Consider the following 21,225-nt stretch of genomic DNA (forward strand, 5'->3'; position numbering starts at 1 on the left):
ACGCTGTCTAACGCAGACAGCAAATCACTTTTGGTCAAGTGAATAAGAGCATAAGGTGAATGCCTTGGCACTAGGAGCCGAAGAAGGACGTGGCAAGCTGCGATAAGCTGCGGGCAGGAGCAAACATCCGTCAATCCGCAGATTTCCGAATGAGGAAACTCACTTGTGGTAATGCGCAAGTACCCTGTACTGAATTCATAGGTACAGAGGAGGTAACCGGGGAACTGAAACATCTAAGTACCCGGAGGAAGAGAAAGAAACATCGATTCCCTAAGTAGCGGCGAGCGAACGGGGAAGAGCCCAAACCGGATTTATCCGGGGTTGTGGACCACTCATAACGTGAAGCGTTCATAGTCGAAGCGAACTGGAAAGTTCGGCCGTAGAGGGTAAAAGCCCCGTAGGCGAAATGGACTAATCATAGAGTGGCACCAGAGTACCACCAGGCACGTGAAACCTGGTGGGAAGCAGGGGGGCCCACCCCCCAAGGCTAAATACTACCTAGTGACCGATAGAGAATAGTACCGTGAGGAAAGGTGAAAAGAACCCCGGGAGGTGAAATAGAACCTGAAACCTTATGCTTACAAGCAAAGGGCGCAAGTGACCTTGTACTTTTGTAGAACGGGCCAACGAGTTATGGTATGTAGCAAGGTTAAGGTGCTGGAGCACCGGAGCCGAAGCGAAAGCGAGTCTGAATAGGGCGTCAAGTTGCATGCTGTAGACCCGAAACCGGGTGACCTATCCATGTGCAGGTTGAAGTATCCGTAAAAGGATATGGAGGACCGAACTCATGTCTGTTGAAAAAGGCTGGGATGACGTGTGGATAGCGGTGAAATTCCAATCGAACCCGGATATAGCTGGTTCTCCTCGAAATAGCTTTAGGGCTAGCCTCAGTCAAAGATACTCGGAGGTAGAGCACTGAATGTTCTAGGGGCCTTCACCGGTTACCGAAAACTATCAAACTCCGAATGCCGAGATATTGTTTACTGGGAGTCAGACTGTGTGAGATAAGTTTCATAGTCGAAAGGGAAACAGCCCAGACCAACAGCTAAGGTCCCAAAATGTAAGTTAAGTGGAAAAGGATGTGGAGCTGCATAGACAACTAGGATGTTGGCTTAGAAGCAGCCACTCATTTAAAGAGTGCGTAATAGCTCACTAGTCGAGTGGCTCTGCGCCGAAGATAAACGGGGCTAAAACTTACTACCGAAGCTTTGGAATGATTCTAACGAATCATTGGTAGAGGAGCATCGTATGCGGGTAGAAGCTGTATCGTAAGGTATGGTGGACTGCATACGAGAGAGAATGTTGGCATGAGTAGCGTAAGGCAGGTGAGAATCCTGCCCACCGAAAATCTAAGGTTTCCTGAGGAAGGTTCGTCCACTCAGGGTAAGTCGGGACCTAAGCCGAGGACGAAGGTCGTAGGCGATGGACAACTGGTTGAGATTCCAGTACCACCGAAAATCGTTTGAGCGATGTGGGGACACAGAAGGATAAGCTGAGCGCGCCGTTGGTTGAGCGCGTCTAAGCGTCAAGGGAGATCTGGTAGGCAAATCCGCCGGATCAATTCTGAGGCGTTATGGGGAGGAAATTAAAGTACCGAAGCAGCTGATTTCACACTGTCGAGAAAAGCCGCTAGCGAGATCGTAGGTGCCCGTACCGCAAACCGACACAGGTAGATGAGGAGAGAATCCTAAGGTGAGCGAGAGAACTATTGTTAAGGAACTCGGCAAAATAACCCCGTAACTTCGGGAGAAGGGGTGCCAGCGCAAGCTGGCCGCAGTGAAAAGGCCCAGGCGACTGTTTACCAAAAACACAGGTCTCTGCTAAAGCGAAAGCTGATGTATAGGGGCTGACGCCTGCCCGGTGCTGGAAGGTTAAGGGGACTGCTTAGAGCAATCGAAGGCATGAACTTAAGCCCCAGTAAACGGCGGCCGTAACTATAACGGTCCTAAGGTAGCGAAATTCCTTGTCGGGTAAGTTCCGACCCGCACGAAAGGCGTAACGATCTGGGCACTGTCTCAACAATAGACTCGGTGAAATTGTAGTACCGGTAAAGATGCCGGTTACCCGCAGCAGGACGGAAAGACCCCGTGGAGCTTTACTGTAGCTTGATATTGGATTTCGGCGTTGCATGTACAGGATAGGTGGGAGACTATGAAACCAGGACGCCAGTTTTGGTGGAGTCACCGTTGGGATACCACTCTTGTAACGTTGAAATTCTAACTGTGCGCTGTTATCCAGCGTCAGGACAGTGTCAGGTGGGCAGTTTGACTGGGGCGGTCGCCTCCTAAAGAGTAACGGAGGCGCCCAAAGGTTCCCTCAGCGCGGTCGGAAATCGCGCGAAGAGTGTAAAGGCAGAAGGGAGCTTGACTGCGAGACATACAGGTCGAGCAGGGACGAAAGTCGGGCTTAGTGATCCGGTGGTTCCGAGTGGAAGGGCCATCGCTCAACGGATAAAAGCTACCCGGGGATAACAGGCTTATACCCCCAAGAGTCCACATCGACGGGGTGTTTGGCACCTCGATGTCGGCTCGTCTCATCCTGGGGCTGAAGTAGGTCCCAAGGGTTGGGCTGTTCGCCCATTAAAGAGGTACGCGAGCTGGGTTCAGAACGTCGTGAGACAGTTCGGTCCCTATCCGCTGTGGGCGTTGGAAATTTGAGTGGAGCTGTCCTTAGTACGAGAGGACCGGGATGGACATACCTCTGGTGCACCAGTTGTTCTGCCAAGAGCACGGCTGGGTAGCTATGTATGGACGGGATAAGCGCTGAAAGCATCTAAGTGCGAAGCCCCCCACAAGAATAGATTTCCTCCAGAAATGGTAAGACCCGTGAGAGACTATCACGTTGATAGGTCGGAGGTGTAAGTGCAGCAATGCATTCAGCTGACCGATACTAATAGGTCGAACGCTTGACCATTGATTTCAAGGTAAAATATTTTGACATTGTTCGGTTTTGAGGGTACATGATACCTTCAATATCCGGTGACTATAGCGAAGAGGTCACACCTGTTCCCATCTCGAACACAGTAGTTAAGCTCTTCAGCGCTGATGATACTTGGCGGGCAGCTGCCTGGGAAAGTAGGACGTCGCCGGTTTTTTTTAAGGCCCCATGGTCAAGCGGTCAAGACACCGCCCTTTCACGGCGGTAACCCGGGTTCGATTCCCGGTGGGGTCACCAATTAGTGCAAAAGCACGAAAAACTCTGTTTATTACAGAGTTTTTTTTTATTTTATAATCCCATTATCTATTTGAATAAACAAACCTATTGTGATATGGCACCCTAATGTGTCAAGACAACCTATTTTGGAAAAGGCAATCGATTGACTTAAAATCAATGATTGAATGAGCAAAAGCATATCTGACTGTCGTTATTGTAATGAGTCAACTGAAAGGCTGTGTTCAGATTTTTTACGACATTGTTTGATTAGTTGCCGCAGCTTTTTAATAGCCTTTTTTTTGTCCTTCGTTTCTTCTGAAAGCTCATCCCATAAAAAAAGAAAGTAATTGTGAAATGCTTTCACGATACTCTTATCTGAGATAGTAAAGTTCTTTTCTTGATGAGATATGTCTTTCTTTATTACATGATGATAGGTTTCAATCATCACCAGGCCATCATACTTTACCATCCAGTTAATATTTACAATATGCGGATAGTCATTCTTGCTTACAAAAGCGATTTCATAGTTATCATAGGTCTGGAGCAGATAAATGAGGTATTCCAGTTGACAGATGATATCAATATTATCAGGTTTTATATTTCTTAGAATATAGTTTTCATCAAAGGAGTATTTATTGTTCTCAATTAGGTCATCAAGTGCTTCAATGAAGTATATGTCTTTGTATTGATAGCTTCTGATCTGCACGTGAAATGCTTCCAGTCTCCGATTATGCAGGTGGATGCGGTATGAAAGCTCCTGACCTGTTATCCCTGTCAATTTCAAATATTTTTCATAGAGAGCCGATGGCATTGTCGTTGTACTTAAGCCTTCCTTAAATACGTATTTATTGCCTGGATGCTCTTCAATATCAGCAAAAACCTTTTGAAATTCGTAGGAATCCTGAGGCGGATATATTTTTAATAACGGGACCGCAGCCGATAGATCCTGATAATATCGTGCTGACCAGATTTCAATACTCTGCCTTGATTGAAACAGAAAGGCACTATCTGGCACTCCTTCGCTTTGTGTAGAAAAGCCACATATTGCTCCAGCTTTTGGAACAATGCATAACTCCTTGTTAAAGAACGATTCACCAGATTTTTTGTGGTAATAAACTTTAAGGTTTCCTGCAGAAAGTAGATGGAGGTTTTCTATGATTCTTACCGTTCGCTTTCCATTCTCGTCTACTTTAATCAGCAGGACTATCTCGCGACCGCATCGCAGCAATTCGTCCATGATCTGTACCAGCATGCGGGTGAGCTCTTGCGCGCCGGGACTTAATAGTAAATCACTATTGCATGTGAGCAAAATTGGTTCTCTAGAATTATGTTTCTTCATCGCTGTTAAAAGAAGATTAATAATTGCACAAAGGATTTCTGATGACCCGCTGATGATTTGCACCTTATCATGACCGGAAGTGAGCTGTGCTCTCGTTCTTCCAATCAGTTGAATTGCGTTTCTATGTTCCATTTCGTTTCGCGCTGATAAATCTTCATTTCCTGAATCTGTATTCGCACGGATTGCGTTTTGTTGTTGTGCCTTGATTGTAACATTTTTCCTGCTGTGCTTTAGTTTATTTTGTACTTTCAAGGAGTAATTTTGGGATGACTGCAAAAACAGTCTTAAGCTGAACTTCAGACTCTCTTCCGTTGGGCTAGATAATGGTACTTCGTATCTGGCCAGCAATTCGATCACTGCATTTCTTTGGACCAGGTTATCCAATCGTTTCATAATAGAATCCAGTATTAGTTCAATATATGGTGATTCATTGGATGGTACCCTTTCGTTTCGTAACCATTTATATATTAAGGAAGAGTCGATATTTATTTCTCTTGAAAGCTTACTGCTTTTCATATTTAAGGCGCTTAGAATTCCCGATAAACATTCGCTATAGGTAATATTCTCTTTCATTTTCTGCTCCCATACTTAACAAAAGTTAGATTAATTCAACGAAATTGATACCCATTCATTTTACTTCAAACATAGCACACTGTAAAATCCTGTTGGATTTTGTCAGAAAAGTGGACAGGACAAATTGGAAAGTTTAGGGATTTTTTCTTTTGATTTGTGTATGATAGAAAGCATCATAGCTGGATTCCCAATCTTAAGAAAGTGGCAGGCAAGGAGAGCATGGAATGGAGAAAATTCGACCTGAACGAAAACCGAATCATCGGAAAGTGCTGCTAGTGCTATCAACACTTATGATTTTTATGATCAGTTATCTATGCCTTTCAAATGGTGTATTCATTATATATCAAAATTTGTTCTATATCCCCATCGTATACTCCTGCTTCCGGTATGCAAGAAGCGGTTTGATTTTTTCCTCATTCATCAGCATGTTTCACTATGTGCTCTTTTCCATATTTCACCCTGAGCCACTGTGGGATGAGATTGTGAGGTTGGGTGTGTTTCTTGCAATTGGACTAATTACATATCGATTGTCCGAAGGGATAAAAAGAGAACGATTAACGGTTGAACATCTAAATCAGTGTCTTATAAAAGATTTGAATGCACGAGCGCAGCTAGAAGAGCATCTGGAGCAGGAGAAGGAACGGCTTCGGATCACCATTACCTCCATTGGTGATGGTGTAATTTCAACAGATCAGAGGGGAAGAATAACAATTTTAAACCAAGTAGCAGAACGAATGACAGGTTGGAAACAGGCAGATGCCCTTGGTTTGCCTATTGAGAAAGTTTTTCGAATTGTTAATGAAGAAACCGGAGATATCTGCGAAAATCCTGTTCATAAGGTTTTGGAGCTTGGTGTTACTCAAGGCCTCGCAAATCATACAGCATTAATCTCACAAGACGGTACTGTGCGGTCCATCGCGGACAGTGCCGCTCCTATTAAAAATAAATCTGGGGACATACAAGGTGTAATTATTGTATTCAGAGATGTTACCGATGAGAAAAAAAGGCAGGACGAAATCTACTTTAAAAGCTTTTATGATGCACTGACGGGAATGCATAACAGAAGATATTTTGAAGAAGAATTTAAAAGACTCGATGTGGCTAGAAATCTTCCGATTTCCATTATCATGGGGGATCTTAATGGCCTGAAACTTGTCAATGACACGTTTGGGCATGCACGGGGGGACAAACTCCTGATGAAAGCCTCCAGTGCATTGAAAACGGCTTGTCGATGCGGTGACATAGCTGCCCGCTGGGGTGGTGATGAATTTGTGATGCTGCTGCCCAAAACAACGAAGGCGGAAGTTGAGGATATTGTAAAAAAGATTTTGCGGTCCTGCAGTAAAATGAAGGTTGGATCACTGAATGTCTCTGTTTCATTAGGCTGGGGAACTAAAACTGAAAAAGATGAAAGCTTAAGTAAGGTTTTGAAAAGTGCAGAAGATTTTATGTACAAGCATAAGCTGGCCGAAAGCGGCAGTATGCGTGGAAATATCATCCATGCCATATTCCGTACCCTTCGGGAAAAAAATCCTCGAATTGAAAGCCACTCAGAGCGGGTGAGCCTCCTCTGTGAGCAGATTGGCACAGCGATGAACCTATCTGCGAAAGATATCAATGAATTGAAAGTCAGCGGACTTCTGCATGATATCGGGAAAGTCACAATTGATGACAGGATTCTCCAAAAGACTGAGAAGCTGACAGAATATGAGTGGTTAGAAATTAAGCGACACTCGGATATCGGATACCGTATCTTGAACACATCACCAGATATGTCTGATATTGCTGTAAATGTTCTTTCTCACCATGAACGTCCCGATGGTAAAGGTTATCCCCGGGGAATTTGCGGAGAAGAGATTCCACTGGCATCGAAAATCATCGCTGTTGCAGATTCCTATGATGCCATGACGAATGAGAGGCCCTATAATAAGATTCAAAACAAAGATGAAGCAATTGAGGAGTTGATCAAAAATAAGGAAACTCAATTTGATTCGATAATCGTTGACCTATTTATCGAAAAAGTACTTCGTGGCAGGGAGAGAATAAAATGCCCATCAGAGAATTCACCATAGAATCAAAGAAAGAGAAAGAGAAAGAGAAAGAGAAAGAGAAAGCGAAGTAGAAAGAGAAGTAGAAAGCGAAGGAAAAGGAGAAATGGAAAGAGAAGGAAAAGGAAATAGAAAAAAGAAAAAAAGAGAAAGCAAAAAGAAAAAGTTGGTAAGGTGCTAGTCAGCGAGTGATCGATGATTTGGAGAACAGGAGGAAGTGTTGTTGACGATAAGGAAGGCACAAATAACGGTCTTAATTGGAACTTTAATCACATTTGGCATTTTGGGTTTGATGGCCATTCAGATGAAGGACGACCAGCAGCTCATGACAAGAAACCTGCTTGCAGCAGCGGCGCTTTCGGTCGTAATTACTGGAATAACAGCAGTGATTACCATAAGCAGAAACAGTAATAGACAGAAAAAAGAGCTGCACAATATTGAACAAAGACTCGCGGACAGAGAGGAGGCCCTTCAAAAGAGTACTCTGATGGCTGATGGGATTGCATCTGGTGATTTCTCTCTATATCCTATTGCTCAGTCTGAGCAGAGTCCATTGTCAGCTGCATTACATTCCATTGCGTACAATTGCAATTTGCTAATAAATGAAGCCACAAAGATTTCGCAAACATCCTGGCAGGGAGGATGGAATGAGCAAGTGGACACCAGTTTACTGGAAGGCGGATTTGCAAAGATCCTAAAACTTCAGTCTGATGGACTCTACACAGCAGGGGAGCATATCAAACTTATAAAGGAATATATGAATCGATTTGCAGAGGGTGAGGACTTAGCAAATCTTGAAACAAGATGTGATGATAGTAGATTTTTATTCATAGATGAACTCAAAAATATATGTAAGCCCTGTGAAGCATTGCAGGAGGAGCTCGATCTTCTTCTCAAAGCAGTTGTGGAAGGTGACCTGTCTCACAGAGTCCATCAGGAGAGACTGGGTGGAAGATATCGGAAGATGGCAGATTGTGTGAATGAGACGTTAGATCTTGCAGCTGCACCATTGAACTTGTCTGTGATGTGTTTGAAACGGATCAGCGAAGGGAAAATTCCGGAGCGTATTACTGATTATGCGGGGGGATTCCTTGAGGTGAAAAATAGCATCAACCAATGCGTTGACGGTATGGAAGCCCTGATTGAGGTTAGAGATCTTTTAAATCGAATGAGTGTCAATGACTACACTCATACTATGGAAGGGAGATTCAATGGGATCTTCGAGGAACTTGCATCTGGAATCAACGGTGTCTCACAACGTATTCGAAATACCATACGAATATTAAACGACATTGCGGAAGGAGATCTTAGCGATCTGGATGACCTGCATAAAATTGGGAAAAGAAGTGAAAATGACATGCTGATGCCTTCTATGATCAAGATGATGGAGAATATTCAGGGATCTGTGGATGAAGCTTCACGGCTTACCAATGCTGTTATCGAGGGGAAGTTAACCATGCGATCAGATTCTGACCATTTTGAAGGTGCATGGAGAGAACTTATCGATGGTATGAGCCACATCATGGCTGAAGTATCGAAACCTCTGCAAGAAGTTTCAGAGGTCATGGGAGAAATGCGTTTGGGCAGACTGCAGACTTCGGTGAGAGGTGCTTATCAGGGAGATTTCAATCAGCTTGCTCAGTCCATCAATATCTTTACATCGGACTTGAGGTCAGTCATTAGTGACATAACGCTAACAGTAGGGCAAATTGCGGGAGGCAATCTGGCGGTAGATCGGGTCAGAGAATACCAGGGTGATTTTTCACATATTTCAGAAGCGCTCAACAATATTACTGATTCGCTAAACGAAGTCATGGGAGAAATGAATAAGGCATCAGATCAAGTGGCTGCAGGATCCCGGCAGGTTTCCGAGGGGAGCCAGTCCCTTTCTCAGGGATCAACAGAGCAGGCCAGTACCGTACAGGAATTAGCCGCCTCCATTACTGAAATAGCGGCTCAAACGAAACAGAATGCAGTAAATGCAAACAATGCTAATGATTTTGCTTCTCAGGCTAAGGTCAATGCGGAGAAAGGCAATCAGCAAATGAAAGAAATGCTCCGAGCAATGTCTGATATTAGTAATTCCTCAGTAGATATTTCAAAGATCATCAAGGTCATCGATGATATTGCATTTCAAACCAATATCCTTGCACTAAATGCAGCTGTAGAGGCTGCCAGGGCAGGTCAGCACGGGAAAGGCTTTGCAGTTGTTGCAGAAGAGGTTAGAAACCTTGCTGCCCGCAGCGCTGATGCAGCAAAAAATACCACAGAGCTGATTGAAAGTTCCATTGAAAGTGTTCGAACTGGGACTGAGATTGCCAATGAGACTGCAGCTGCACTTAACGATATCGTGGAGACGATTGGACAAGCAGCGAACCTGGTAGAAAATATCGCAGAGGCTTCCAACGAGCAGGCTTCTGGCATTGTTCAGATCAATAAAGGGCTCGATCAGGTTTCCCAGGTTGTTCAGAATAATTCAGCAACTGCTGAGGAGAGCGCCGCGGCAAGTGAGGAACTCTCCGGACAAGCAGAGCTCCTAAAGGAAATGGTCAGGAAATTCAAGCTAAGGGACTGCCTGGATGAATCAGATAAAGACAAGAGAGCCCTTTCCATCCGTAAGCATGAAGCAATGCCCGCAATACATACCTATGAGCAATTGACGCTTGGACATAAGTTGGGGAACAAGTATTAAAAAATATCCAGATGGCGGGAAGTTGTCCCGTCATCTGGATATTGTATACCTCATGCAGTATTAAGTACTGGGTAAAAAATAATCTTAAGATAAGAATAACGAATACGCAACACCAATAGAACCTATTATAAATAAAGAAAGGATCACCTTTGCGGGCATTTTTCCATTATTCTCAACCGCTTTTCCAAACAGACCAAATACAAACGGATGGATCAGGAATGGCATTGCAAAGATAAGAGGAATCAGTGATGCTGCTTCCTGGCTGAACATTCCGCCCTGAATCGCTGCAAAAAGCCCAAAGTGAGAAATTGCGGAAGATGTTGCCATTGCAGAATCATTAATGCTCATGCCCGAAAGTGCCAGCATTAGAAAGCTTCCAAACACTGCTACGATCTGAAAACCAAATGAAAACTGCATCAACCCTTTCACTTCTTTTGTCTTATCTCCGGAGGCAGATTTTAAAGTTCTCAGGGATAAATACGTAAGTCCGATCCCAACAACAACAAGCGGGACCACCCAGCCTACGTATAAAGAACCTCTCGATGCGCTGGCTGCTAAGATTGAAAATACGAAAATGTGCCCGAAAAAGGGGATGTTTATCATGATTGGAGCCCTCGATGCGGCTTCATCACCCAGATCACCTGCAGTACAAGCACCGGTTAATCCAGAGTGAGATAAAGCACCTGCCATACCGGGTCCGAGGTTTCTCACATGGTTTGCTTTAGCGATCCAGATAAGAAGGGTAAGCCCTCCAAACATCCAGAATAATTGACCGAAGAGGCCATATGCCATAACTGCTTTCATTCCCGTTATCTTGAATGCTTCTACCATAAGGGAGCCTCCTACAATGAAGTTGGCCGCCAAAACAACCGGAATTCCGGCAAAAAGTAGGGAGCGCAGTGTAGGGCCAAATTTCCAATCAGAGAAAACAGCTCCGATTCCGGCTGAAATCATCATTGCGAAAAATATTTGTGGTAAAGCGATAATTGGTTTTACCGAATTCGCAATTAAGGATGATAAAAACAAGATCATTATGATTATTATAATTTCGAGAACACCTTTTCTAAGATACTGGCGCTTATCCTTAATTTTTGCACGGGGGTCAATCAATATGACGGCTCCAGCAAGGCCCAGATATGCGATGATAGGATAAAATTGGTGAAGAGGGTCACCGCTCACAACACCACTAATCAGCCGATTAATACCTTCAATTCCCAGCAAAATAAAAAATGCTCGAATGATAAAGATTAACTGTGTATTTTTTGTTCCAAGCAGTATTTCGTCTTGGCATAATGATACTGTATCATCAACAGCGATCTCTTGGTGGGTTAGAATTTTTTTGATTTCCTGGCCTCCGACAAAAAACGAAGCGATTAATGCCGTTATGGTGACCTTACTCATCAGAATTACAACTGGCAGCTCTTTGACACCGGGAGTTGCAACGTTTCCAGCAACAAGAGAATAGCCCATTAACAATCCGAAGATAACAATGATCAGGATCGGGGAATACTTTGTTCCTGACACAACTGTTCGGGCGATTAGGATAATCGGTATGACCAGCAAGAAAGTGATTACGAGCTGATCAAGCATTTGAATATGGGAGACTTGCTCTAAAATTTTCTCCATTAAATACCTCCTAATAAAGATTGAAATATTAACGATCAAGATAATATATCATAGGTTTGCGGCTGGAATCAACTCTTAAATAGCCTCGAAAGCAAAGACAGCAAATTAATACTGAATATAATAAGTTTGCGGTTAAACCAGTACGTTTTTGCCGATTTCTGATCAAAAATGAAACATTTTGAATTAAATACTATGACTCTAGTAATTTTCAATACTGAATTCATGCATGAGAAAAATGAACAGAATATTTTATAAAAATTAAAAAACAGTTGACAAAGGTAGTGGAAATCGGGTACAATCAAACTTGTCACGTCGCTGATCCTTAAATTAAGGATGTGCAGTGAACAAAATAATATGCGCGATTGGCGGAATTGGCAGACGCACTAGACTTAGGATCTAGCGGGCGACCGTGGGGGTTCAAGTCCCTCATCGCGCACCATTTGGAAAAGGGCACAGCATTAGCAGTGCCCTTTTTTATTATGGGAGTGCATGAGAAGCTCAGAAGGACAGGTAGGCGATACTTAAACCTCCCGTGATAGGATTTGTATAAACCTCACACGTTACATCATAGACATCGCTGATTCGTTTTTTTGTCAGCACCTCTATGGGGGTGCCGCAGGCAACAACGCTTCCCTGCTTTACCATATAGAGGTAATCGCAATAATCTGCAGCAAGTTCGAGATCATGCAAGGCTGCAAGGGTTCCAACGGACAATTTCTTCACGACGGATAGAATTTGCAGCTGATATTTGATATCCAGATGGTTTGTTGGTTCGTCCATAACCAGGAACGTTGGCTGCTGCGCCAAAGCACGAGCCAATATGACACGCTGCTTTTCTCCTCCGGAAAGAGAGCTATAGCTGCGTGTTTCATATCCGGACAAGCTAACCTGATCGAGTGCCCTTTGTACAATTTCATAATCATCTTCTGTATCGCCTTCTAGAAATTTTTTATGAGGTGTTCTCCCCATCAATACCATTTCTTGAACTGTGAAATCAAAGCTGATTTCATTAAACTGACCGACAACACCCATCATTCGAGAGACTGTTTTAGGATCAGTATTTAATAGATCCATACCATTTAGATAGACTTTACCCTGTTTCGGTTTGACTACTTTGTAGATACTTTTTAGTAGCGTTGATTTTCCACATCCGTTAGGACCAATTAAACCAACAAATTGTCCTTCCTTTACTCTGAGCGAAATATCATTGACGATATTGATATTGCTGAGTGATACCGTAATATTCGACGCTTCAAATCCCATTCTATTTACCTCCAAAACCATAGCCCTTTTTTATTAGCATATACATAAACATCGGTGCTCCGATCATAGAAGTGATGATGCCAATGGGGAGCTCGCTCTGATAAATTAATATCCTGGCAAGAATGTCTGCCCAAATCAGAAAGATTGAACCAAAAAGGATGGATGCAGGAATCAACCTTTTATGATCAGAGCCCAAAATACCCCTAACAATATGAGGGATAATTAGCCCGACAAAACCGATTGTACCACAGCTTGCGACCATAATTCCTGTAACAATAGATGACATGAGCATATAAATTCTGAGGTGGCGGGTTAAAGAGATTCCCAGCGTGACTGCAGTTTCGCTCCCCAGAAGCATGGTGTTTAATGTTCTGAACTGGGTTAGAAAGAAGATTGAGGCAATCACCACTCCGATTCCGATCAGCGGCAGTTTGTTCCATGTGGCAGAAGCAAGGCTTCCCATCGTCCAAAAAGTAACCGTTTTAATTCCCTCTGCGTTGCTTGCAAAATAGACAATAAAGTTAGAAAACGCATTGCATAGGGCGTTTATTACCATTCCTGCAAGGAGCAGCTTTATAGAGGTTACTTTGCTGCCCATCCCTGCAATCACCAGGACGAGAAGTGCGGCTCCGAAGGCTCCGGCAAATGCCCAAGCGGCAATGCCGATTTGCCCCAATACTCCAGGTATACTAAAGCCCATCAGGATTGCAAAGGTTGCACCCAGCGCACCGCCGGAAGATATTCCAAGAATGTATGGGTCGGCCAAAGGATTTTGAACAGAGGCCTGCATAATTGCGCCGCAGAGAGACAATCCTGCGCCGACGAGCATGGACATCAGTGCGCGTGGCAATCTAAGGTGCCATATAATATCTGCAAAAGATGCCTGACCAATTCCCTCTAACGAACCGATTTGCATGCCAGAGCCTTTATAAAGCAAAATCTGAAAAGTATCCTGAAGGGATATCGGCACTTGACCGATGGAAACAGAGCAGCCAATGGAAAAGAGAATCAAAAGAGACAGAATAACCAGCAGCATTCCAAATGCTACATCCTGTATGCCTTTCTTATTGTTCCATACTTTTTGCTCTTGAAACTGAATTTTCATAAATTAGACTCCCAGCCTTTAATTTTGTTTTTCATATAATACTTGACACTATCATTTGATTGCGTGGTTGAATTCCAGATTAAGCGCATGAAGTTAGTCTAAACTAACTTTGGCTAGTATATCATGGACGGCCATTTCTGTCAAACTAGAATCAACGCGCTTTTGTGCTCTCGAACTGGATAAAAAGTGGCAGCTTTATTTAATGATTGAAATTGACAACTGCGGATCTGTATTATATACTTGCGTAGTTAGATATAACTAACTAAAAATACGCAAGAACCCAAAAGGGATGATAAGTTACAAAAATAAATCCCGGAAAAACGAAAGCAAAGGAATGATAGAATGAGAAAAATTGATCAAAAATATTTATTCATAATGTGTTTGATATTGCTGCTGGCAGGAATGATGGGATGCTCCTCAAGGATTTCTGATGAAACCAATGGGGCGGCAGAAGGGGGTATTAATAAGCAAGTGCAGGATGGTTTTTCAACAAACTATCCTCTGTCAGTTTCAAATCATAGTATAGATGATGGAGTTTGGTCAGAAAAAGATCAGGTATTCAAAGCTGCGCCCCAACGGGTAGTAGCCAACAATCAATCCATCGCGGAACTGCTGATTCGCTTGGGATTGACCAAGTCAATGGTTGGCGTTGCTGCATTATACGGTGAAACCGCTGAAGATATTTACAATGAATTCCAAACGATACCAGTTCTTTCTAGTGAGTATGTGGGTAAAGAACTAACGCTTGGGGCTGCTCCTGACCTTGTCATTGGGAGAGCGGATTTATTTGCTGATTCGGAATGGGGCGTGGGAACTGTAAAAGAATTAAATTCCCTTGGAATTAATACATATATATTAAATACCGGAAAGAAAGGAGCAACAATATCCGCGTTGTTTCAGGACATCAAAGAGATTGGCACAATTTTCAATGTTCAGGAGAATGCTGCAGCTTTTGCTGCTGATTTGCAATCCAGGCTGGACAAGTTAAGCGAGAAGGTATCGGAAGAACAGGAGACCCTCCGGTACGCTTATGTTTCTGTGACTGACGGAAATCTCGCGGTTTATTCCGCCAGCAATGATACCTTCCAAAATAGCGTTCTAAATATTATAAAGCTGGATAACGCTTTTAAGGATGCCGCCGGAAACAGTGAAATCAATCTGGAACAGTTCGTGTCTGCAAACCCGGATGTACTGCTGATCTCTCATTATAATGGTGGGCAAGATCCAATGAAATCAATAGAGCAAATATACAATATGCCTGCACTGCAGTCTATTTCTGCTGTGAAGAATCAGAGGATATTCATCATCGACTTTAGCCGATTTTGGGGGTATAGCTATCAAATCATCGATGGCGCAGAACAGCTTTCCAAGGAATTGTATCCAAACCTCAAGGATTGATCCGCCGAAGGAGGCAGAGAGGAACGAAGCAAAGCTTTCAGTCATAAAATGAAGGGTGCGAAGTGTATTTGCTTCATTTTATAGATAGGGAGTGTTTATGTTGCAATACTGGCAGCATCCAAATGATTGCTCAGGATATTACGGCAGCTGCAGCGGATCGTTTTCCTCTGTATATGCTGGTGTGGTAACAACAGCTGCGCAAATTGTCAACGACCAGGAAGCGGTACAATTTGTTCCGCCGGTTGTGGAACGCAGCGGTGTGGAATTCAATGGTAAAGATCTTTTAAGAATTATCGTACCAGGTAATTATTTCTGTATGGGTTTTGTAACTCCAGCTGCTGATGAAGCTGGTCCAATAACTATTTCAATAGGGCTTAACGGCCCAGGCTTTGGATTGTATGGGGCTAATAACGGTCCTGCAGCAGGACAGCAAGTGGTCTGCTTCGGATTCACCGGATTTATCCCCAGGGGGACGACTCTTGGCTTGTATAACGCAAGCGGAAAATCCATCCGACTCAGCCGCTTGCCTGCAAGAATTGCAGTTTTCAGGATATGACAACGCGAATCCAGAGTTTGCTCCGTATTGAGAATCAAGAATCAAGAATATTGGTCAAGAATTTTTCATATGCAAACAATTTGCCCCGTTGACAATCAAAAAATCCTATAGTATAATTCATAAATACAAGTAAATGAATGAAACCGTTGAAGCAGAAAAAAATCAGAAAGCGACCTGATAGAGAGCAGGGGTTGGTGGAAGCCTTGCAGGGAGTGCTGAATAATATGGACTGCTGAGGGCGGCGTTAAATGCGCCGACGTAGGATCCGCGTAAGTGGTCAGGGATATGTTTGTATCCTGCTGAGAGTTCTTGATAGAACTGAAACAAGGTGGCACCGCGGAAGTATTTTCGCCCTTGATCTGTACGTTAGATCAAGGGCTTTTTATTTTTGAAAAAAGGAAAGAGGATAATATGCAGAACTATGGAAAAATTGTAATTATCGGCGCTGGTCATGTCGGCTCGCATTGTGCGATGGCTCTTGCCTGGCGAAGCGTCTGCAGTGAAATTGTCCTGGTTGATCTTGACAGAAAAAAAGCAGAAGCACAAGCGTTGGATGTAGGAGATGCACTTTCCTTTCTGACCGCGAATACGGAAGTAAGGGCAGGAAGCTATTCGGACTGTTCTGATGCGGATATCGTTGTCATCGCAATCGGAGAACCCAGGCAGCCAGGGCAAACCCGGCTGGATCTTTTGGAAAGCTCTGCAAGGATGCTGAATGCTCTGATCGGTGAGCTAAAGCAAATTGAAATAAGAGGGATCGTAGTTACCATAACAAATCCTGCTGATATCGTTGCTGACTATGTCCGTCGAGGACTGGGAATGGATCGATTCAGAGTCTTTGGAACTGGAACTTTGCTGGATACGGCTCGCTTGATCAGAATCCTGTCTGAAGAAACTGGAGCAAAGCGAGGTGAAATCAGAGCGTTTTCCCTGGGCGAGCACGGTGATTCCTCCATGATTCCTTTTTCGCAAGTACTGATACATGGTAAGCCTTTTGAAAGTTTTGCACAGCTCGACAAAGAAGTGGTACTGCAACGAACTCGGATGAGTGGAATGGATATTATTAACGGCAAGAATTCCACGGAGTTTGGAATCGGTCAAGTGTTATCGCTGCTCTGTGAGGGTATCCTAAGAGATGAAAAAATGATTTTCCCACTATCTGTTTTGCTGGAAGGAGAATACGGGCAGAAAGAGGTCCACTGCGGTGTTCCTTGTCGGATTGGCAGAAATGGGATTGAAGAAATTGTAGTGTTGGCACTTTCAGCCGAAGAGCAGCAACAACTGAATACATCCTGTGAGATCATTCGAAAACATATCGCAATGGCGCAGGCAGCAGCTCCACAAAACGCTTAAATGATAAGTGATATGACAAAATTAGAAGCATTTTATATATTTTAAATTTAACCATCGGTTAATATTGATTCATAGAAAGTGAGTGTATTATTATGAAAGCATTAAAAAAAATATTTCTGTTCACAGTCGTAACTGCCCTTGTAGCCTTGAGTCTGAGTGCCTGCGGAGGCAAGACGGCCGATAACGGCGCAGAAACACCTGAAAATGTAAAGCCAAAGCTCAAGATCGCGATTGTTCAGCCAATGAGTCATACTTCGTTGGATCAAATTCGGGATACTATCATTTCTGAGCTCGAAGCATCCGGCCTCAATACTGAAATTGAAACCCTTAATGCGAATGGAGACACTTCAGCTCTTGCTACTATTTTGCAGAATGTAAAATCCAAGGGCGTTGATATTGTTATTCCAATCGCAACTCCGACTGCGCAGAGTGCAAAGAGCGTATTTGATGGGGATGGAACTCCTATTGTGTTTGCCGCAGTTTCAAACCCTGTGGCGGCAGGACTGACTGGAGAAGACTGCAAGGATATTACTGGAGTATCCAACAACATTCCATCCGACGAGATTGTAAAACTCATATCCAATTTCCAGCCGGATTATAAAAAGATTGGGTTTCTTTATACTTCCAGTGAAACCAATTCTGTTGCTACCATTGCAGCTGCCAAAGCTTATTGTGATGAGAATGGAATTGCTTATGAAGAATCCTCCATTGCGAGCCTGACAGAACTTCAAGCAGCAGTAAACAGTCTGCTATCGAAAGGCGTTGATGCGTTGTATACCGGAAATGACAATTCCATCGCATCCGCAATGCCAACCTACACCGATGCAGCTTATGCAAAAAAAATCCCTGTATACTGCGGAGCAGATTCCATGGTTGCTGACGGAGGCTTTGCAACCATTGGCGTGAACTATGTACAGCTGGGTAAACAGGTCGCAGCGATGGTTGAAAAGGTAGCAGCTGGTACATCCCCTGCAGAAATGCCATACGAAACACTTGCCGAATATGCCAAGTTTGTGAATTTACAGGCAGCAGACAAAATCGGCTTTGCGCTTACGGATCAGATGCTGGAGGGATTCAGCGTGCTGGTTGAAAAGGATGGCACGAGTCATTTTGGCCAATAAATCTTTCGGTAAGCATCTATAACCGTCGATATTTATTTTAAAGAGAAGATAAGAGATATGAGATATGCTATACTTTGACATGCTACTATCAGCGCTGGGCCAGGGTGCAATTTATGCACCCATGGCTCTTGGCGTATTTATAGCCTTTAGAATCTTGAATACTCCGGATTTGACAATCGATGGCAGCTTTGTATTCGGGATGACAGTCTGTGCCATGGTAACTGTGGCAGGGCATCCGATTGCTGCCGTCTTTGCGGGCACTGCAGCAGGAATGATTGCAGGTCTCGTAACCGGAATCCTGCAGACAACATTGCAGATTAATGCCATTTTATCTGGAATTTTGACCATGACAGGCTTATATACCATTAACTACATGGTGCTTGGCGGGCAGGCGAACCTTTACCTGCAAAGCATGCAGACCAATGAAACTGGTGTTGAGGTACCCGTTGCGAGCCAGACCATTTATAAAATGATGGCATCGGTATTCGGCAGCGGAGAGATTTCTGCACTTGTATTATCTGCAATTATAGTAGTGGTGGTTTCTATCATTTTATGCATCTTCTTTAAAACGCGGCCGGGCATGGCCATCAGGGCCACAGGCGATAACGAAGAGATGGTGCGATCTTCCTCAATCAATGCCGATCGTTCCCGTACCTTCGGGATCATGCTGGCCAATAGCCTTGTTGGACTGTCTGGAGCGATGCTTTGCCAGCAGCAGCGCTATGCGGACCTGGGCAGCGGTAATGGAATGCTGGTCGTGGGCTTAGCCTCCGTTATTATCGGCCAGGCACTGTTTGGAAAGCGAGGCGTTACCATCGGCGTAGTGTCGGCTGTGGTTGGTTCGGTGATCTACCGCATTATTCTTCAGGGTGCTTACCAGATTGATATGCCAAGTTATATGGTCAAGCTACTGTCTGCCCTTATTGTGACAATTGCACTTGTAATGCCGCTTACCAAAGAAAAAATGAACACCATGCGGATTCGCCGTGCGGGAGAAAAGGAGGCATACAAATGAGTTCACAGCTTTCTATCACCCACCTGACAAAAAGTTTTGAGACGGGAACTGCAAACCAGAAAATTGCACTGGACAATTTTTCGCTAGAGGTGGAAACAGGAGAATTTATAACGATACTTGGCTCTAACGGCGCAGGAAAATCTACGCTGTTCAATGCAATTCTGGGAAAGTTCCTTCCGGATAGCGGAAGAATCATACTGGACGGAGAGAATATTACCTATTGGAAGGATTATAAAAGAGCGGAAAAGATCGGCTGCCTGTTTCAAAATCCCCTTCGCGGAACAGCTCCCAATATGACCATCGAAGAAAATCTGGCACTGGCTTATACAAGGAATGCTTCAAGATCTTTTTTCGCAGTGAGCCGTAAAGATTCTGACTACTTCCGCGAATTGCTGGCGACTCTGGACTTGGGGCTGGAAAACCGGATGAAAACAAAGATGGGACTTCTTTCAGGAGGACAAAGACAGGCTGCATCACTGCTTATGGCAACGATCGCCAAACCGAAGCTGCTTTTGCTGGATGAGCATACTGCAGCTCTTGATCCAGTTACTTCAATGAAGGTGCTGGAAATAACCGGGCAGATTATCGCACAAAACCGATTGACTGCGTTGATGATCACACATGATATGAATCAGGCTCTGACCTTTGGAACCAGAACCATCATGATGGATCGAGGAACGCTGGTGTTGGATATCCATGGACCGGAACGAGCAGAAATGACTCCGAGAAAATTGGTGGACCTTTATACCGATCAATCAGGACAAATGCTGTCCGACAGAACGATGCTTTCGTTATAATAATATGGACTTACAGAAACGCTGAATTCTTAAGAATTCAGCGTTTCTCAATGTTTCTGTTCATCTCGTCCCAGCATATATATAATAATGACGCTGTTATCATGTAATGAAAGTAAATGTTACATGACACTAGTCATATGCCTGCTGCTGCAAGGCACTGGGGGGATCGTCGGATATGGAAAAAAATATTGATTTTGGCTATGTTGCCGATCTTTATGATTATTATGCCACAGGTTCATACGATTTGAATTTCTATAGAAACCTCTGCAGAAACAGGGAAAACATCTTAGAACTGATGTGTGGGACAGGAAGGGTGTCCATCCCTTTAATCAGGGAGGGCTTTCCCATTACCTGTGTGGATTATTCAGAGGAAATGCTGGAAGTTTTTCGGTCAAAACTTGGCGATGAGTCAGAAAATTCTCGTCTTGTTTGCCAGGATGTATGTGAGCTTGAAATGGATCATCTTTATGACCTGATCGTCATCCCCTCCAATTCCTTATCTGAAATTTTGGATAAAGCAAAACAGCGAAAGGCGATCCAAAACATTTACCGACATCTCAAACCGGGCGGTATATTTTTCTGTGCACTATATAATCCGTTTTACCGGGTAAAACAGGCTGATGGAACGATCAAATATTTGGGGAAATATAATCTGGACGGCGGAAGATCCATGGTAATCACCTATTATAATATCTATTTGAGTGATCTGCAGATCATCAGCGGCACTCAGTTTTATGAAATCTACGATTCTAATAATAGAATGATTGAGAAACGCTGTCTTGATGTACGTTTTTCCGTAATTACAAAAGAAGAGATTTGTCAGATGGCGAGGTCAGCAGGATTTTCTGTGAAAGCAGTTTACGGGGATTATGAACCTTATCATTATGATGAGAAAAGTACCTATATGAATTTTGTCTTTGTCAAAGAAAAACGAGGGGGAAGGTGCAGACGATAAGGGCTCAAATTACGCATAAAGAAGCATAATGTGAATAATTATGCATGAAAAAGAATGGTGATATTTGTAGAAAATAATGATTAAACATCACAAAAAATACAATTTAAAATGGTGTGGTTTATGTAGGGTATTCGCGAAAGTAATCATGAATTAATTGATGTAAATGTTGCAATTACTCACATTTGAATTAAAACTGGTTTCAGAAGTGAAACGTCGAATCTTGTCGAAATA

14 protein-coding genes, 2 tRNA genes and 2 rRNA genes are annotated in these 21,225 nt (G+C 43.5%); 13 read left to right on the forward strand and 5 right to left on the reverse strand.

The features are described 5' to 3' along the window. Positions 1–29 precede the first annotated feature (29 nt). The 3 genes from FRZ06_20745 (at position 30) to FRZ06_20755 (ending at position 3,174) form a co-directional block, all read left to right on the forward strand. A 23S ribosomal RNA gene (locus FRZ06_20745) occupies positions 30–2,914 on the forward strand. A 60-nt stretch (positions 2,915–2,974) separates the two neighbouring features. Beyond that, positions 2,975–3,091, forward strand: a 5S ribosomal RNA gene (gene rrf / locus FRZ06_20750). Between the two features lie 8 nt (positions 3,092–3,099). Further along, positions 3,100–3,174, forward strand: a tRNA-Glu gene (locus FRZ06_20755). Positions 3,175–3,364: 190 nt separating this feature from the next. Here FRZ06_20755 and FRZ06_20760 read toward each other — a convergent pair. Next, entirely contained in the window at positions 3,365–5,065 is a 1,701-nt protein-coding gene (locus tag FRZ06_20760; protein ID QOX65609.1) for an XRE family transcriptional regulator, read from the reverse strand. A gap of 224 nt (positions 5,066–5,289) precedes the next feature. Between FRZ06_20760 and FRZ06_20765 the strand changes: the two genes are divergently transcribed. Next, entirely contained in the window at positions 5,290–7,137 is a 1,848-nt protein-coding gene (locus FRZ06_20765) for a diguanylate cyclase (protein ID QOX65610.1), read from the forward strand. Positions 7,138–7,139: 2 nt separating this feature from the next. Here FRZ06_20765 and FRZ06_20770 read toward each other — a convergent pair whose 3' ends face one another. Beyond that, positions 7,140–7,355, reverse strand: a complete 216-nt coding sequence (locus FRZ06_20770; GenBank protein ID QOX65611.1) for a hypothetical protein — start codon at positions 7,353–7,355, stop codon at positions 7,140–7,142. Between the two features lie 50 nt (positions 7,356–7,405). Here FRZ06_20770 and FRZ06_20775 point away from each other — a divergent pair, with 50 nt between their 5' ends. Continuing rightward, the gene (locus tag FRZ06_20775) at positions 7,406–9,805 is read left to right on the forward strand and encodes a hypothetical protein (protein QOX66029.1); all 2,400 of its coding nucleotides are present in this window, start codon (positions 7,406–7,408) and stop codon (positions 9,803–9,805) included. Positions 9,806–9,889: 84 nt separating this feature from the next. On the opposite strand, the gene FRZ06_20780 is transcribed toward FRZ06_20775, so the two are convergent. Further along, complete coding sequence (locus FRZ06_20780) at positions 9,890–11,431, reverse strand: hypothetical protein (protein ID QOX65612.1); 1,542 nt, start codon at positions 11,429–11,431, stop codon at positions 9,890–9,892. A 356-nt stretch (positions 11,432–11,787) separates the two neighbouring features. Between FRZ06_20780 and FRZ06_20785 the strand changes: the two genes are divergently transcribed. Then, a tRNA-Leu gene (locus FRZ06_20785) sits at positions 11,788–11,870 on the forward strand. 59 nt (positions 11,871–11,929) lie between these two features. Here FRZ06_20785 and FRZ06_20790 read toward each other — a convergent pair. Together FRZ06_20790 and FRZ06_20795 are read right to left on the reverse strand one after the other, a co-directional pair. After that, entirely contained in the window at positions 11,930–12,715 is a 786-nt protein-coding gene (locus tag FRZ06_20790; GenBank protein ID QOX65613.1) for an ABC transporter ATP-binding protein, read from the reverse strand. Beyond that, positions 12,696–13,730, reverse strand: a complete 1,035-nt coding sequence (locus FRZ06_20795) for an iron ABC transporter permease (protein QOX66030.1) — start codon at positions 13,728–13,730, stop codon at positions 12,696–12,698. Before FRZ06_20795 ends, FRZ06_20790 begins: the two co-directional genes overlap by 20 nt. Before the next feature lie 411 nt (positions 13,731–14,141). Here FRZ06_20795 and FRZ06_20800 point away from each other — a divergent pair, with 411 nt between their 5' ends. The 7 genes from FRZ06_20800 to FRZ06_20830 all read left to right on the forward strand — a co-directional run bounded on the left by FRZ06_20800 (position 14,142) and on the right by FRZ06_20830 (position 20,994). After that, complete coding sequence (locus FRZ06_20800) at positions 14,142–15,197, forward strand: ABC transporter substrate-binding protein (protein QOX65614.1); 1,056 nt, start codon at positions 14,142–14,144, stop codon at positions 15,195–15,197. 361 nt (positions 15,198–15,558) lie between these two features. Then, a complete protein-coding gene (locus FRZ06_20805) occupies positions 15,559–15,753 on the forward strand; it encodes a hypothetical protein (GenBank protein ID QOX66031.1) in 195 nt (64 codons plus the stop codon). Positions 15,754–16,164: 411 nt separating this feature from the next. Next, positions 16,165–17,106: an L-lactate dehydrogenase gene (locus FRZ06_20810; GenBank protein ID QOX65615.1), complete on the forward strand. Its 942-nt coding sequence runs from the start codon at positions 16,165–16,167 to the stop codon at positions 17,104–17,106. Between the two features lie 92 nt (positions 17,107–17,198). Further along, positions 17,199–18,227, forward strand: a complete 1,029-nt coding sequence (locus FRZ06_20815; protein ID QOX65616.1) for an ABC transporter substrate-binding protein — start codon at positions 17,199–17,201, stop codon at positions 18,225–18,227. A 79-nt stretch (positions 18,228–18,306) separates the two neighbouring features. Continuing rightward, the gene (locus FRZ06_20820) at positions 18,307–19,242 is read left to right on the forward strand and encodes an ABC transporter permease (protein ID QOX66032.1); all 936 of its coding nucleotides are present in this window, start codon (positions 18,307–18,309) and stop codon (positions 19,240–19,242) included. Then, a complete protein-coding gene (locus FRZ06_20825) occupies positions 19,239–20,039 on the forward strand; it encodes an ATP-binding cassette domain-containing protein (GenBank protein QOX65617.1) in 801 nt (266 codons plus the stop codon). The genes FRZ06_20820 and FRZ06_20825 overlap by 4 nt, the downstream gene beginning before the upstream one ends. A gap of 175 nt (positions 20,040–20,214) precedes the next feature. Continuing rightward, positions 20,215–20,994, forward strand: coding sequence for a methyltransferase domain-containing protein (locus FRZ06_20830; GenBank protein ID QOX65618.1), 780 nt, complete (start codon positions 20,215–20,217; stop codon positions 20,992–20,994). Positions 20,995–21,225: the final 231 nt, after the last annotated feature.

This window comes from Clostridiales bacterium (assembly GCA_015243575.1).
Taxonomy (GTDB): Bacteria; Bacillota; Clostridia; order Peptostreptococcales; family Anaerovoracaceae; genus Anoxybacterium; species Anoxybacterium hadale.

Bases quoted from the DNA above. Each gene is read 5' to 3' on its own strand.
- FRZ06_20830 (QOX65618.1), top strand. From the start codon at position 20,215: ATGGAAAAAAATATTGATTTTGGCTATGTTGCCGATCTTTATGATTAT.
- FRZ06_20765 (QOX65610.1), top strand. From the start codon at position 5,290: ATGGAGAAAATTCGACCTGAACGAAAACCGAATCATCGGAAAGTGCTG.
- FRZ06_20820 (QOX66032.1), top strand. From the start codon at position 18,307: ATGCTACTATCAGCGCTGGGCCAGGGTGCAATTTATGCACCCATGGCT.
- FRZ06_20810 (QOX65615.1), top strand. From the start codon at position 16,165: ATGCAGAACTATGGAAAAATTGTAATTATCGGCGCTGGTCATGTCGGC.
- FRZ06_20760 (QOX65609.1), bottom strand. From the start codon at position 5,065: ATGAAAGAGAATATTACCTATAGCGAATGTTTATCGGGAATTCTAAGC.
- FRZ06_20780 (QOX65612.1), bottom strand. From the start codon at position 11,431: ATGGAGAAAATTTTAGAGCAAGTCTCCCATATTCAAATGCTTGATCAG.
- FRZ06_20790 (QOX65613.1), bottom strand. From the start codon at position 12,715: ATGGTTTTGGAGGTAAATAGAATGGGATTTGAAGCGTCGAATATTACG.
- FRZ06_20775 (QOX66029.1), top strand. From the start codon at position 7,406: ATGGCCATTCAGATGAAGGACGACCAGCAGCTCATGACAAGAAACCTG.
- FRZ06_20815 (QOX65616.1), top strand. From the start codon at position 17,199: ATGAAAGCATTAAAAAAAATATTTCTGTTCACAGTCGTAACTGCCCTT.
- FRZ06_20800 (QOX65614.1), top strand. From the start codon at position 14,142: ATGAGAAAAATTGATCAAAAATATTTATTCATAATGTGTTTGATATTG.
- FRZ06_20795 (QOX66030.1), bottom strand. From the start codon at position 13,730: ATGCTGCTGGTTATTCTGTCTCTTTTGATTCTCTTTTCCATTGGCTGC.
- FRZ06_20825 (QOX65617.1), top strand. From the start codon at position 19,239: ATGAGTTCACAGCTTTCTATCACCCACCTGACAAAAAGTTTTGAGACG.